Source organism: Cytobacillus oceanisediminis 2691 (genome assembly GCF_000294775.2).
In the GTDB taxonomy this organism is placed as follows: domain Bacteria; phylum Bacillota; class Bacilli; order Bacillales; family Cytobacillaceae; genus Cytobacillus; species Cytobacillus pseudoceanisediminis.
This window is the reverse complement of sequence record NZ_CP015506.1, coordinates 413,099-427,932: the sequence shown is the minus strand read 5'-3', so window position 1 is coordinate 427,932 and position 14,834 is coordinate 413,099. Positions and strand designations below refer to the sequence as shown.

10 protein-coding genes are annotated in these 14,834 nt (G+C 43.3%); 4 read left to right on the top strand and 6 right to left on the bottom strand.

Going from position 1 to position 14,834, the window contains the following annotated elements; translation table 11 throughout:
- Positions 1-163 precede the first annotated feature (163 nt).
- A complete protein-coding gene (locus A361_RS02190; protein WP_019380094.1) occupies positions 164-1,306 on the top strand; it encodes a PP2C family protein-serine/threonine phosphatase in 1,143 nt (380 codons plus the stop codon).
- A gap of 172 nt (positions 1,307-1,478) precedes the next feature.
- On the opposite strand, the gene A361_RS02185 is transcribed toward A361_RS02190, so the two are convergent.
- The 5 genes from A361_RS02185 to A361_RS02165 all read right to left on the bottom strand — a co-directional run bounded on the left by A361_RS02185 (position 1,479) and on the right by A361_RS02165 (position 10,710).
- Positions 1,479-2,294, bottom strand: coding sequence for a CheR family methyltransferase (locus A361_RS02185; RefSeq protein ID WP_009335921.1), 816 nt, complete (start codon positions 2,292-2,294; stop codon positions 1,479-1,481).
- 97 nt (positions 2,295-2,391) lie between these two features.
- On the bottom strand, positions 2,392-5,187 hold the full coding sequence (locus A361_RS02180; RefSeq protein WP_019380095.1) for an ATP-binding protein: 2,796 nt from the start codon (positions 5,185-5,187) through the stop codon (positions 2,392-2,394).
- A gap of 179 nt (positions 5,188-5,366) precedes the next feature.
- A complete protein-coding gene (locus tag A361_RS02175) occupies positions 5,367-8,114 on the bottom strand; it encodes a dynamin family protein (protein ID WP_019380096.1) in 2,748 nt (915 codons plus the stop codon).
- 443 nt (positions 8,115-8,557) lie between these two features.
- Positions 8,558-9,760, bottom strand: a complete 1,203-nt coding sequence (locus A361_RS02170) for an MFS transporter (protein WP_019380097.1) — start codon at positions 9,758-9,760, stop codon at positions 8,558-8,560.
- Between the two features lie 185 nt (positions 9,761-9,945).
- Positions 9,946-10,710, bottom strand: coding sequence for an alpha/beta hydrolase (locus tag A361_RS02165; protein ID WP_051005536.1), 765 nt, complete (start codon positions 10,708-10,710; stop codon positions 9,946-9,948).
- Between the two features lie 301 nt (positions 10,711-11,011).
- On the opposite strand from A361_RS02165, the gene A361_RS02160 reads away from it, so the two are divergent.
- The 3 genes from A361_RS02160 to A361_RS02150 all read left to right on the top strand — a co-directional run bounded on the left by A361_RS02160 (position 11,012) and on the right by A361_RS02150 (position 13,634).
- The gene (locus A361_RS02160) at positions 11,012-12,703 is read left to right on the top strand and encodes a glutamine--tRNA ligase/YqeY domain fusion protein (RefSeq protein ID WP_019380099.1); all 1,692 of its coding nucleotides are present in this window, start codon (positions 11,012-11,014) and stop codon (positions 12,701-12,703) included.
- 130 nt (positions 12,704-12,833) lie between these two features.
- Entirely contained in the window at positions 12,834-13,184 is a 351-nt protein-coding gene (locus A361_RS02155) for an ASCH domain-containing protein (protein ID WP_009335927.1), read from the top strand.
- A gap of 9 nt (positions 13,185-13,193) precedes the next feature.
- Positions 13,194-13,634, top strand: coding sequence for a hypothetical protein (locus A361_RS02150; RefSeq protein WP_009335928.1), 441 nt, complete (start codon positions 13,194-13,196; stop codon positions 13,632-13,634).
- Between the two features lie 226 nt (positions 13,635-13,860).
- Here the strand turns inward: A361_RS02150 and A361_RS02145 are convergent, their stop codons facing one another.
- Positions 13,861-14,583 carry a glycerophosphodiester phosphodiesterase gene (locus A361_RS02145; protein WP_009335929.1) on the bottom strand — a complete coding sequence of 241 codons (723 nt, stop codon included), beginning with the start codon at positions 14,581-14,583 and terminating at the stop codon, positions 13,861-13,863.
- Positions 14,584-14,834 lie beyond the last annotated feature (251 nt).

Below are 14,834 nucleotides of genomic sequence, written 5' to 3'. Positions count from 1 at the left end.
AAGAAAACGCTTACAATATAAAGTTTATTTTATGCCGTTCTGCCAAATTGCCCAAAGCAAATAAACTATTAATATTATGGTTTTCCCCTTGTCAAAACGGGGTATATGTTAAGGATATTTATATAAAGAATTAAATCGTAAAACACGGGAAGGGAAAAAGTCTATGGGAATCCTAATTGTGGACGATAATCAAGCCAATTTATTTGTCATTCAGCATATATTAAAACGCGCGGGTTATAAAGACCATTTAACGTTTTCTTCTGCAAAGGATATGTTTCAGCATCTTCAGGGATATTCACCTTTTTCAGCTGATATAAAAGCAGACATTATCTTAATGGATATTATGATGCCGGAGATGGATGGAATTGAGGCATGCCGGCGGCTTCAGCAGATTCCGCACTTAAAGGATATACCGGTGATTTTTGTAACTGCATTGGAAGATTCAAATAAGGTAGCTGAGGCTCTTGATGCGGGCGGAACTGATTATGTTATGAAGCCCATAAATAAAACGGAACTGCTTGCCCGGATTCGTGCTGCTTTAAGACTTAAATATGAAAAGGACTGGCATAAGGAGCAGGAAAATAAAATCAAGAATGAATTGGATTTATCCATGCAGGTTCAGACCAGCATGCTGAGCGAGGCGATTTATCACGAACATACACTGTTAAAAGCTTCCTACCTGCCAGCCAACAAACTTGCAGGGGATATGTATTACTGGCACCAAATAGATGAACACCGCTTTGCTGCCATCCAGCTGGACATGATGGGCCACGGGATTTCAGCATCCCTTGTATGCATGTTTATTTCTTCTGTTCTAAGGGATGCCATCAGAACATGCAGCGATCCTGAATACGTCATGAAGGAACTAAATCGGTGGATGAATTCCCTTAATCAGCGCAATCAGCGGATTCCATATTATTTTACAGCCATTTACCTCGTCCTTAATAAAAAAGACAAAACCGTTGAGTATGTGAATGCCGGACATCCAACCGGATATGCGCTCACAGATAAAAAGGAAATGGTCAGCTTATCAAGCAATATGTGTGCAGTAGGCTTTTTTGAAGATATTACGATACAAAAAGAAACAATTCCCTATATAGACTCCATCCAGCTGCTCCTGTTTACGGACGGAGTGGAGGAGGCAGTGGAGCAGAATAATCTTAACCCTTGTGAATATCTTCAGCGCTTCGCATCCTTCCATTGGAATGCAGCCAGAACAGCAGAGCCAATCGATATGATTCTGACTAAACAGCAGCAGGCAAGCGCTGATGATGATATGTGTGTTGTTTTGGTTCAGGCAGATTAGTGTGTATACATAATATTTTTGCAAAAAAACAGAGTGCAGTCCCTCAAATAGGGTCCGCACTCTGTCTTTATATAAAAGCTAAAAATGTGATTCCTTTTGAACTTTGAGTATTGTCCAGCTCCTGCGCCTGCCCCTCGAGGTGTCGGGGGCGGGCAAGACGTTTCCGCTTTCTTTATGCTGGAGCGGTCTTCCTGAAAATCTTTTCCTGCAGGTTGATTTCTTCAAATACAGGCACTTCCATCCTCAGCGCTTCCTTGCTTCCAAGTCCCAGAAACCCTCCCATGCTGAGGCTTTCATTGAAAAGATTAAAAACATGGCTTTGCAGATCAGTATTAAAATAAATCATGACATTGCGGCATATAATCACATGAAATTCATTAAATGAGCCATCGGTCACCAGATTATGCTGCGCAAAAACCATTCGATTAAGCAGGGATGAATTCAAATAAGCTGCTTCACAATCTGTAGTATAGTATTCAGAAAATGATTTTTTTCCGCCTGCCATAATGTAGTTCTTTGTGTAGAGCTGCATTTTTTGCAAAGGGATCATTCCGCTCTCTGCTTTTTTTAGCACTTTTTCATTGATGTCTGTGGCATAAATTTTAGTTCGTTCTCCCAAACCTTCTTCTTCCATCAAAATAGACATGGAATAGGCTTCCTCTCCAGTCGAACAGCCTGCATGCCAGATTCTGATCTCAGGCAATTCTCTGAGCATCGGGACAACCTCATTTCGAAAAGCTTTAAAAAACGAAGGATCCCGGAACATTTCGGTAACATTGATTGAAAAATCGCTCAGGACCTTTTGCAGATACCCATCTTCATGTATAACCTTCTCTGTGAGGCTTGTTATGCTGGGCAGCCGATCCCTGCTAATGCGATTTTGAATCCTCCTTGTAATGGAAGAGCGCATATATTGCCGGAAATCATACCCGGATAAACCGTAAATGGCCTTTAAAAGTAAATCTATCTCTAATTCTTCCTTTTTCAATTCTAGTCATTCCTCAACTTTCGAGAATAAAATTATGGATACGGGGAATGCTCCTCTGTCTGTCCGTACATTAGAAATGGCGCTCCCCTGGTTCCTTCTATGAAAGCCACACCCTCATAACGGACAGCAGCTGGTCCAGTTTTAATGGCTTGCTGATATAATCTGTTGCACCGGCTTCCATGCACTTTTCCCTATCGCCTTTCATTGCCTTGGCAGTAAGGGCAATGATTGGAACATCCTGATGCCTGTCCAGCCCGCGAAGCCTCTTCATGGTTTCATAACCATCCATAACCGGCATCATAATATCCATCAGCACAATATCAATCTTTTCTGTCCCCATTATTAAATCCAGACATTGCATCCCGTTTTCTGCTGTAAGGACATTCATGCCTTCTTTATTCAAAGCATTTTTCAGCGCATAAATATTTCTGTGATCATCATCTACGACAATGACTGTTTTATCTTTAAGCTCGGTACCTGTATGCTGATGGTCTGCTTCACTATTTCCTTCAGCGGCTGGGGGGGATGCTGGCTCAGACACTTCCTCCAGAGGTTCTGCGGTTACAGCAGCTTCTTCAAAAGCAAGCGTTCCTGCCTCAATTTCAGGCATGCCGTTTGGCAGATTCGGAATGACCAGTGTAAAACGGCTTCCTTTTCCTTCTTCACTCTCCACTTTGCATATGCCGCCGAGCAGCTGGGCAAATTCCTTGGAGATGGACAATCCCAGGCCCGTTCCGCCATATTTTCTCATCGTGGCTCCATCAGCCTGCTGGAAGGCTTCAAAAATCAGCTGCTGCTTTTCTGCTGGAATGCCAATGCCTGTATCCAGCACTGTTATTTTAAGCCAATCATCTGTATAGGCGGATAACGGCAAACCAAAGAAATCGCTCTGTGCAGCTTTTTCAAAAGTGACTTCTACTGAACCTTCTTCCGTAAATTTAAATGCATTTGACAGGAGATTTTTCACAATTTGCTGCAGCCGCTGCTCATCTGTATGGAATACAGGCGGCACTTCTTCTGAAGAGCTTACAGTAAACTCAAGGTTTTTATGCTTTGCCACTTGTGTAAAATGCTGATTCATACGCTGCGACATTTCACCCATATTGACTTCCTCAAAGCTGATCTCCAGTTTTCCTACTTCCACTTTTGAAAGGTCCAGAATATCATTGATCAGGGTAAGCAAATCCTGTCCTGATGTATGAATAACTTTGGAAAACTCCTTCTGTTCTTCAGTTAGCATTTGATCCGGGTCTTCTGCCAGCATCTCTGATAAAAGCAATATGCTGTTAAGCGGCGTGCGCAGCTCATGCGACATATTTGCCAGGAATTCTGACTTGTATTTTGAGCTTAAACTCAGCTGCTTTGCTTTTTCCTCCAGCTCTTCCTTGGCAGCCTGAAGTTCTTCAGACTTCATTTCCGCATCTCTGGAGCGCTCTTCAAGCTGTTCATTAATCATACGCAGCTCTTCGGACTGACTCTGCATTTCTTCAGATTGCGCCTGCAGCTCCTCCGACTGGGACTGCAGCTCTTCAGCCTGTGCCTTCAGTTCCTCTGTCTGTGCCTGAGATTCTGCCAATAAGCGTTCGATCTCCATTCTTCCTGAAATATTCGTAATGGCTATTCCTAATGTTTCAATTACTTTTTCCAGGAGCTTGATCTGTGCATCAGTGAATGGCCGCAAACTTGCCAATTCCACAACTGCAACGGCCTCGTCTTTGAGCATGACGGGTGCCATCATGATGCTTTTCGGCCTGACATCTCCCAAACCGGTTGATAGGACCTTGTAATCCTCAGGAACATCATGAAGGAATATTGTTTTCTTATCCCTGACTGTTTGCCCTGCTATTCCTTCCCCAGCAAAGAAAAAGTCTCTTCCTGCATCTTTCGCCCCATCGGCATAAGCAGCTTGTTTTTTATATACAGGTTTGCTTCCGCTGTCATCTTTCACATAAAAGACTCCGAGATTGGCTCCGGCGGCAGGTGCCAGCCTGGAAATAAAATCAGCTGCCAAATTCGCTATGGTCACATGCTGGCTATAGATGCTTACTAATGCAGCAGACTGGCTTTGAATCCAGTTCTGCTCACTGATTTCAGCCGAATAGCGCTGTTCTTTTTCGTAATAGTTCTCGAGTGAATCAGCCATAGAGTTAAAGGCTATCGCGATTTCACCGATCTCATCTTTTGTTTCAATATTCAGCCTTGAGATGGAAGAAAGGTCTTGATAATCAATATCCTTAATCCCTTTTGTAATTAAGCTGATGCTTCTGCCTGTACTTCTAATCACCCAAACCGTAACTCCGACGATTAAAATAATGGCTATTGCAACCGCAGCAACCAAAGTCGCTACTAACTGGCTATATGTTTCATTTGCATTTTCCAACGAATCAGCCATGATGGATTCCTGATAGTCTTTAAATTCAGCCAGCTTTACTAGAAGAGAGTTCCGGTTTTCCCTTTCATCCCTGTACAGATCTTCCAAGGAATCCAGATCTCTGCTTCCCATTAATCCAATGAAGCTGTTTTGCATTTGGGCATATGATTCATATGCCTGTTCTACTTCCTTTAATAGCAGGCTGGATTTCTGTCTATTTAATTCATTTTCCAATTTCAAAATCCGGGTTTGTATCCCTTCATGGTTTGCCTCGATGAATTCAGCCGTCATGGCGGGATCTGCCGATTCTATGTCGGTGAGCACACTCAGCAGCTGCTGATCTGTCTGATAAAAAAGCTGTCTGATCTCTGTAGCCTGGTTTACCTTATAATAGCGATCCTCCACAATTTCCAGCATGTTTGCCTTCATTCCGTTCACCATAGACAGAATGACAAACATTAGAATAAACATAAAAAATACAGTTAGGCCCAAACCCATTATTTGCTTTCTCTTAAAGCTCACCTGTTCTCTCCTTCTTTCCCCCAATTTTTCTTTATCTTTGTTTCCGTTTTCAAGTTCCTGTTCACGTTTATGAGTTTAAGATTTTAATAGACTGGCTTCTTTACCCTTATTCGGTATAAATCAAACCTGTTTTTCTATTTTTTTCATAAAAAAAAGGAAGGAAAACTCCTTCCTAATGTTTAACGATATTCCTTAACTTTCTCCCCTGCTGAAGTCATCCATTCAAACTGGCGGAGCTTCAGGTCAAATAGTGTCAGAGGATCCTGGTAAATCTCAGGATTTTTGCGCATATCGCTTAAAGCTTCTTTATTATCTGCAATGTCCGTATAGGTCTCTTCAACCGTATGATTCAATACATCAAACGGATTTCTGAAGAACATTTTAATATCCCGTTCAAGCGATTTCTCGAAAAGCTCGAATTGCTGCATGAATTTATTGGTGATGGATTCTGCGATCTCGCTATAATCTTCGTGTTCTATGAACTGTTTATATTTATTATGGAGCATGGCTTTATTCTGCTGGATCGCACCAAGCAGCTTGCCTGCACTCTTCAGCAGGAACTGCGATGGCGAAAAGCGGTTTAGAATGTTGGCCTTTTCCAGCTGAACACTTCCCCGCGTCATTCGATCCGCGTCGCGGCGCCAGTCATCCAGCACCCTGAAGTCACAGGCCAGCGAGATTTTCTCCTCGCCATATAGCTCATTGAAGCTTTCGCTCATTTCATCCAGATATGCCTGGCTGCTTCTGAACTCTCCTTCACTTTCAGCAATCCACTCCTGAATGGAGATATGGAAATCCGGCAAAACCGTCTCTTCAATATATTCGTGTACCCGATTATTCATTTCGTCATTGAGTTCAGTGTGGATTTTTCCAAAATCACTGTCCTCTGTCACCATTTCTGAACAATTCCGAAGCAGTTCCGGAATCTTTTTCTCAAGATCCTGTCTCATTTTATCTTTAATTTGACTGTAGGACTTTTTAATTGTCCGGACCTTTTCTTCTTCCATATCACTCAGCTGATTGTTGGCACCCTTAAGTTTTGTTACCATTTCTTCGTTCCATTTAATAGTATCAATCAAGCTGTTTTCCATTTCAACGCGTTTTTCAAGAAGGAATTTGATCGATTTTTTAACATAGTATAGAACCTTTGCTGTACGCTCTTCTTTCCGGTCCCGTCCATCCATCATCGACCTGATAAAGACTGCTAAATCTTTCAGCTGGCTTTCGCTTTCATAATAGGCGGAGAAAGCAAACACCTTTGCTTTTGGAAAGTAGGTATGAACACGGGACTGAGTTTCATCAAGAAGATCCATGGCATCCTGGCTGTCTGGAATCCGGTCCATTTTACTGAGAAGGAAATGAATAGGCAATTCCGGAGCCTGTTCTCTCATTCTCACAGCAAGATCCAGCTCTTTATCTGTCAGAGGCGAATCCGCATTCAGGACAAACAGCATGCTGTCTGCGAAATGGAGATATTGGAACACACCATTTCTGAATTTGCTTTGCCCCGCAAGACCTGGCGTATCAATAACAGCAAGTCTATTATTCTGTAAAAAGGCGAATGGCATTCTGCATCGTATAAGTGTCTGCTGGCTTTTTTCTGCGCTTTGCCTAAAGTCCTCCAGGTCAGAAATACTCCGGACTTCCTCGTCCGTAACGGCATGAATTTCCGCTACATCACTATCCTTGAACAGCACTGAGGCAGAAGTGGAATCTCCCATCAGCTTTTCACCGAGAAGAGTGTTGACAAACGAGGATTTCCCATTTGATGCCGTACCGGCAATCAGCAAATGCCCTGCATCCAAATCAAGGAGCTCACGGACCATCCATTCAAAGCGTTCACCCATCAGCACGCCCTTTTCCTTCGCCCATTTCATGACATTTTCAAATAGCTTGAAGCTTTCCTCCAAGCCGTCCTGATAGCGGACAGAGCGATTCACAAGGCCTTCTGCCTCGCTGACAGCTGAAGAATCAATATTAGACGGGAAAATTTCGCTCCACGCCAGCACTGCCGAGGCCGAAACAAGGGAATGCGAAGGTGCAGCTATTTTCAACCAGTTAGTTATATGATTCGGTATCAGGTGTGATAAGTCCCTGATTAGATGCTTACCGCTGATTAGTTCAAAATAAGTATCCTTGTAAAGCTCGGAAAGCTGGCTCCATGTATGTGAGCGCCCTGGCTCCATATTCAGGAGAAGATGGTTATATTCTTTCAGCCATGAGAAATAAAGACCTGATTTCTTGTAGCTACTCCATAGAGCGGCTGATAAACTTTCAAAATGAGCATGGTCCACACGGTATAACACCGAAAGCGCCTCGCTGAAATAGTTCGGCTCCATTTTAGCTGTCCGCCCCTGGTCCACATACGAATGAAGAACTTCAAACCAAGATAGGGATTCTGTCCTGATTGCTTCATTGACAGCCAGCTCCACCGCATTTCCCCAATCGCTGTGTTCCTCAAAGAATCCGCGTGCCAGATCAGTCACATCCGGATAATCCGGATTTAACCGGACCGCATCTTTAATGGATCCAACAGCCATTTCAAGCTTGCCGCGCTGTATGTAAAGTGAAAACAGCTGAAGGAGCACTTCGGTTTTCAGCACTTCTGAATCTGTCTCAATCGATTTGTAAAAGTCCTCTGCATTTGAAAGCAAATCCAATTCAAAATAGGCATCAGCCATATTTTTCTGTGCCCATGGCCCCAATTCATTCGGAATGCTCTCCCATTTAAAAATGGCCGCTTCGTAATCCTTGTTAAGGAAATACACCTCACCCTGGGCGAAACGGATATTGGTTAAATCGGGCACTTCGTTCTGCTGCTCAGCAACATACAGTTCACCCAAAACCCTGATCGGATGCACATTTTCATTAGATTCCATGAAGGTCTCATAAAAGGTTTTGCTGATTAGCTGCTTCTCTAAAGTCATCTTGATCCCCCGCAGTGCTATTTTTAAAAGTGCGCCTAAAGGCACCGGCTTTTAAAAGAGTTTTATTGAACAGCCTGCTGATTTCCTAATATCATAGGGCTTTATCAGCATGCTTTTATAAGAAAAGCGGAAGGCGCCCGCCTATCGGCTTATGACCTCGAGCCGATGGCGCCTGGAGCTAGACAGTTATCTAACTTCAGAGTTTACCTTCTTATCTTTTATAAAAAACGCATAATGCGCCAATTTTCATCCTTTATCCTTATATTGTAACAAAAATTTTTCTGCAAAAAATTTCATTTCTCTATCATTTTTGAAACATTGCTGTATTCCTGTGTAATATTCTTAATAGTTAGAACCAGCTTCTATATATTAATACCACCCCAATCAAAATAAAAACTGGCAGACAGAAATATATATTCCTGCCTGCCAGTTTATATTCTTCATCAAGAGGCTTGCTGCGGCCGGGCAGCTGAGCGCCGTCTGCCATAGAGGATTGTAACAGCCATGCCTAGAATCAGGAACACACTTGATATTTGGAATAGGGCTGCCGTTTCCACAAACTGTGCAAGCACACCAAACACAAGGCCGCTTAGCCCAATGCCAAGGTCGATAGATGAGAAGAACATTCCATTTGCCACACCCCTGCGGTTGGATGGTGTCATTGATAGTGTCCAAGACTGCAGAGTAGGTATCAATGATCCAAAGCCAATTCCGAACAAAATTCCGCTTATGATAATAAACAAATTCGAATGAGCGAAAGAAAGTACCCACATGCCGATAAAGGTCAGGAACGTGCAAAGCAGGACAAGTCCCTTTGGCCCCCGCTGGTCAAACCATTTTCCGGAAATCGGTCTCGAAAGCGATGCCATGATTGCATTGAACAGGTAAAAAAGGAAAATTTGATCAATACCGCGCTCTTCTCCAAAAATAACAATGAACGTTACGATGGAACCATACCCAAATGTCACAATTATCGTAATAAAGGCAGGAAACCAGCTGGTTTTTTCGATTAAAGAGTCTAAGTAAGAGAATTTCAGATCCTCTTTCCTTGTTTCCAGAACAGCTGCAGGCGTTTCGTAGCGAACAATGGATAGGAGCCCAATGGCAATTACGCCAAGTACACTCGAGATATAAATAAGATTGGTAAAAGAGGTAATCTGATATAGATAGATTCCAAGACTCGGAGCGATGATCATCCCGATTGTAACGCTAAGGCCATAGTAACCCATTCCCTCTCCAAGACGGGAATTAGGCACTACATCTACTGCTGCCGTACCATTCACAGTAGTTGACCAGCCCCAAGCGAGTCCGTGGATGAATCGGAACAGCAGAAAAATCATCACCACGCTTGACAGCGGATAAATAACCGTTATGGCCAGAAGCGCCGCTGCCCCTATCAGCACCAGCTGCTTCCTTGCTCTATATTCAAGCATAAATCCGATGAATGGCCTGCTCAAAACGGCTCCAATCGAAAACAGCGCCGTAACCAGACCAATTTCAAGACCAGTTGCTCCTATGGACTTTATATATGGGGGCAGTGTCGGAATCAGCATCTGAAACGACATAAAGACAAATAAATTCCCGATCATCAGCATTATGAAAGACTTGGTCCATAAAGTCTCTTTTAAAGCCCTTACCAACTGCATCCCCCGCTTTCCTTTTATCTCCAGAATAAATCAGTTAATTATTTCGCATCACTAAATACTACCATAACTGATTGGAAAAAGGAACGGGAATTTTGCATCATATCAAGGGGTAGAACTTTATTAAGACAATGAAAATCTTCTATAATAAAGTCCATAAAAAAAAGGAGCCAGATTAAGCTCCCCCATCACCCCTGCAGACTGCTTGTTTCCAGTACCCGCTGCAGAAAATGCAGTGTTCTTTCTATAATGATGTCCTGATCGTTATCCAGTGTTGCCACATGATAGCTGTTGTCCAGGGTGACCAATTCCTTTGCAGCCGATTTAATGCTGCTGTATATTTCCTGCGAATTGGAAGGCGGAACTACATGATCTTCTTTTGAGACAAAAATCAGCGCAGGACAATTCACTTTTTCTAAATCGCCTTTGACCTTCTTCATCAGTTCCGTTATTTCACCAATCGATTTAACCGGTGTCTTTTCATAGGCAAGCTCTTTTATATCAGGGTTTTTAATGTCTGAACCAATTGCATCAAGGAAGCGGACATCCTCCAGGCTGGCTGCTGCCTCCATATAAGAAATCTCAATTGCTGCATTAATCGGGATAATCCCCTTAATCTCCGGATATTTCTCGGCCATATACAATGTCAGGGTGCCGCCCATCGACAGACCTGTAACGAATATCGTACTGCAGCGCTCTTTCAGCCACTGATAGCCTTCTTCAACAGAATGAATCCAATCCTGATAGGTCGTTGTTTCCATTTCTTCATAATGAGTGCCATGTCCCCGCAAGCGTGGACCACAGACCGTATACCCTGCATTTGCATAAGCTTCCCCAAGCGGACGCATGCTTTGAGTTGAACCGGTAAAGCCATGTGAAACCAAAATCCCAATCTCATTTCCTTCATAATAAAAAGGTTCTGCGCCTTCTATAATCGGATACTTTTCAGACATGTTCATTCCTCCATTCAATAGATTAATTCCTAATAAGAGGTATTCTTCCCACCCCACTCTATCCCTCCTTATTTGAAAATATTTAACATTTTTGTAAAACTTCGCATCCTGTCTTCAGAAAAACTTTTTTTCCAGCATCGTCTTGTTTATAATAGATAGAATGAATAAAGAAATAAGCAGCATTGCCCTCTAGACAAAAAGCAAGCGGCAGGAGCGCAGCAAAGGGAAGTTTCGCTTTATTTTCCTTCCCGAACTTATTAAAATAAGTACTAACTACATAAACAGAAAGGCTGATACCGGTTTGGAAAACAATTCAAATTTTATACGAACGATTATTAAAGAGGATCTGGAATCGGGAAAGCGTAAAGAGGTCATTACCCGTTTCCCGCCTGAGCCGAACGGCTATCTTCATATCGGACATGCCAAATCGATTGTCATCAACTTCGGCCTGGCAGATGATTTTAATGGCAAGACGAACCTCCGTTTTGATGATACGAACCCGCTAAAGGAAGATCAGGAATTTGTGGATGCCATTAAAGAAGATGTTAAATGGCTTGGCTACGAGTGGGAGGAGCTTCACTTTGCTTCGAATTATTTCGAGGAAATGTATAACCGTGCAGTTCTTTTAATCAAAAAAGGAAAGGCATATGTGGATGACTTAAGCCAGGAAGAGATCCGCCAATACCGCGGAACGCTGACAGAGCCTGGAAAAGAAAGCCCATACCGCAGCCGTTCAGTTGAAGAGAATCTTGATTTATTTGAACGTATGCGGGGCGGGGAATTCGAAAATGGAGCAAAAGTTCTTAGAGCAAAGATCGACATGTCATCACCGAACCTGAACTTGCGTGATCCGGTTATCTATCGTGTTTCACATACAACTCACCATAATACGGGTGATACGTGGTGCATCTATCCGATGTATGCTTTTGCCCATCCGCTTGAGGATGCAATCGAGGGGGTTACCCATTCCTTATGCACAACCGAGTTTGAAGACCAGCGTCCGCTATATAACTGGGTTGTCGCAGAGTGTGAAATGGAAAGCACACCGCAGCAAATCGAGTTTGGCCGCCTGAATATTTCTAATACAGTTATGAGCAAAAGAAAACTGAAGCAGCTTGTGGAAGAGAATTATGTTGACGGCTGGGATGACCCGCGCATGCCGACGATTTCCGGTCTAAGACGCAAGGGCTATACTCCGGAAGCAATCCGCGAGTTCGTAAAAGAAACGGGTGTTTCAAAAGGTTCCGGTGTGGTGGATGAAGCTATGCTTGAGCATTATGTCCGCGAAGACCTGAAATTAAAAGCCCCTCGTACAATGGGTGTGCTTCGCCCGTTAAAGGTTGTGATCACGAACTACCCGGAAGATCAGACTGAAATGCTTGATGCGGAAATCAATCCAGAAAACCCGGAGATGGGCATACGCCAAATTCCTTTCTCGAGAGAGATTTTTGTAGAACAGGACGATTTCATGGAAGATCCTCCGAAAAAATATTTCCGCCTCTTCCCTGGCAATGAAGTACGCTTAAAGCATGCTTACTTCATCAAGTGCAACGAAGTCATCAAGGACGAGGATGGCAATGTTGTTGAGCTGCATTGCACATATGACCCAGAAACAAAGAGCGGAACAGGCTTTACAGGACGAAAAGTGAAGGGTACCCTTCACTGGGTGGATGCAAAGAGTGCTATTCCGGCTGAATTCCGTTTATACGAGCCATTGATTCTTGACGAAGATGCCGATCAGAACGCTGAGGCAGACACAGATGATGCTGCTGAAAGCGATGCTGAAGGAAAAACGTTCCTTGACTACGTAAACCCGAACTCACTTGAAATTGTTAATGGTTTCATTGAACCTAACATGAAGGATGTAAAAGCCCAGGATAAATTCCAATTCTTCCGTCATGGCTATTTCAATGTCGACCCGAAACACACAACAGCAGAAAAACCTGTTTTTAACAGGATTGTGTCGCTTAAGAGTTCATTTAAGTTAAAGTAATTTCTAGGCTTGAGGAAGAATTTCCTCAAGCCTTTTTTTAGGAAAAACTGCTCTTAAACACAGCTACCTTCCGGCTTGAAAATATGGTAAGGTTTAAAAGGTAAGCATTTACATAAGGAGGAATAGCATAATGTCAAATCAGCATGATCCAAATACATTACCGCCAAAAACATGTTCCGTAGACAGAATGGTCACAGTTAAAGAGGACGTGGAGAAGGTTCTTGCAGGAAAAAAAACAGCCACACGCCGTAATGGCAGATATGCTGATGTCGGGGAAATCATGACACTTGAAGGCCAGGACTTTGTTGTAAATAAAGTTTATTCCCAATCCCTTGGTGAATTAACAGACGAGCATGCCCGCCAGGAAGGCTTCGAAAGCTTGGAAGACTACAAACAATCCATTCTTTCCATGCATCCGGGAATGCCATGGCTTCCGCAGATGCGTGTATGGGTTCATGAATTCAGCGCAGTGAAGAAGTAATCTGCCGGAATGGACATACTGTACCGAATACTGCTGTACATCCATGTCAGCAGTGCCATACTTTCTGTTGGCCCATTTTTTGTTCTGATTCCAATCGTCAATAAATTGGAATCGGCTGAGCCCGGGGTTCAGCAGGCATACATAAGCATCTTCAGGACATCCGTGCGCCTTGTCAAGCATGCAGGACATGTACTTGTAGGCTCGGGTGTCCTTCTTATCGTGAACAGCCATTGGGGCTGGACGACATCCTGGATCGTTGCGACCCTGGCGGTAATGGGAGGCTCTGTCTTTTTTCTCGCCCGAGCCTTTTCTCCCGTTCTGAAGAAATTTGATGCGCCTGGAGCAGATCAGCAGTTTCTTGTCAGGAAACTTACCCGCTCAGTCTGGATTTACCTTTTTCTATTAATGCTCATGCTCTGGTTCATGGTGGCCAAACCTGTACTTTGGTAGAGTTAACTAAAAACAAGCGCTGGAGATCCGCGCTTGTTTTTTTGATGGCATTCTGCTGCATGGCATTCGAATTCGCGTTTATATCCGAATGTCTGATAAATCCTAATTTTCGCGGAATTTGTGTTTACGTGAATATATTCTGAATTTCGCGAATATCTTGATATTTTCGCGGATATATCAAATGTCTCGGAGATAAACGGAATTTACATAGGCAATAAACTCTTCATTACAAAAACCTTTCCGGAAAATCGGTCATAATCACTTCGACTCCGGCATTATTTAACAATCCGCTGCGGGTTTCATCATTTACGGTATATACCCGCAACGGAAACCCTGCTTCTTTTGCTTCCCTCCCAAACTCCGATAGAGCAAACCCCTCTTCACAATGAATGCTGTTTGCCCCTATTTTTTTTGCCATTTCGAGTGTGTTTTCAGGGATGCCTTCAATCAAATAGCCCGTCTGCAAAGTGGCATGCAAGTCCCGGACTCTTTTCAGACTCTCTGGATTGAAAGATGATATTATGACACGCTGTTCCAATTTATAATTTAGAATAAGATCAATAACCTTTTCTTCCATCCCGGGATATTCAATCAAATCATTTTTCAATTCAATATTAATCAGCAGTTCGTTGCCTTCCCTAACTGCCCATTGTAAAAGCTGCTCCAGATCCGGAATTGTTTCGCCGGTGTTAACATTCCCAAACCAGCTCCCTGCATCAAGCCGCAGGATTTCTTCAAAGGTCATGTCCTTTATATAACCGGTGCCGCCCGTTGTTCTATCCACAGTTTCATCGTGAATGATCACCAGCTTTCCATCCTTCGCCATCTGCACATCCAATTCAATTCCATCTGCCCCTGCCTCCAATGCGGCCTGGAAGGCGGCCATCGTGTTTTCTGGAAAATGTCCGCTGACGCCGCGGTGTGCAAAGACTTTTGCTCTTTTATTCAAATTATCTCCTCCTAAGTCAACAACATCATTATTAATATTCTATTCTACGGCCTGCCCCAAAACCATTTTTTTCATCCTCAGAATAGCCGCTCAAGTTTCCCTTCGCTTCCAATTCCCTTATAATGAAAACTATGAAACTTCTTTCTTCTCAGAACGTATAAAAAGAAAAGCGGAAGCGCCTTGCCCCCCCGGCAAGCACAAGACAAGCCTTCCGGAAAGGCGTTTTTTGCCCTTTTGGGAGGATTGTCCGA

What these genes read in the sequence shown, in the direction of transcription:
- A361_RS02155 (WP_009335927.1), top strand. Translation starts at nt 12,834, where the DNA reads ATGTCAAATCAGCATGATCCAAATACATTACCGCCAAAAACATGTTCC.
- A361_RS02165 (WP_051005536.1), bottom strand. Translation starts at nt 10,710, where the DNA reads ATGTCTGAAAAGTATCCGATTATAGAAGGCGCAGAACCTTTTTATTAT.
- A361_RS02190 (WP_019380094.1), top strand. Translation starts at nt 164, where the DNA reads ATGGGAATCCTAATTGTGGACGATAATCAAGCCAATTTATTTGTCATT.
- A361_RS02150 (WP_009335928.1), top strand. Translation starts at nt 13,194, where the DNA reads ATGGACATACTGTACCGAATACTGCTGTACATCCATGTCAGCAGTGCC.
- A361_RS02170 (WP_019380097.1), bottom strand. Translation starts at nt 9,760, where the DNA reads ATGCAGTTGGTAAGGGCTTTAAAAGAGACTTTATGGACCAAGTCTTTC.
- A361_RS02175 (WP_019380096.1), bottom strand. Translation starts at nt 8,114, where the DNA reads ATGACTTTAGAGAAGCAGCTAATCAGCAAAACCTTTTATGAGACCTTC.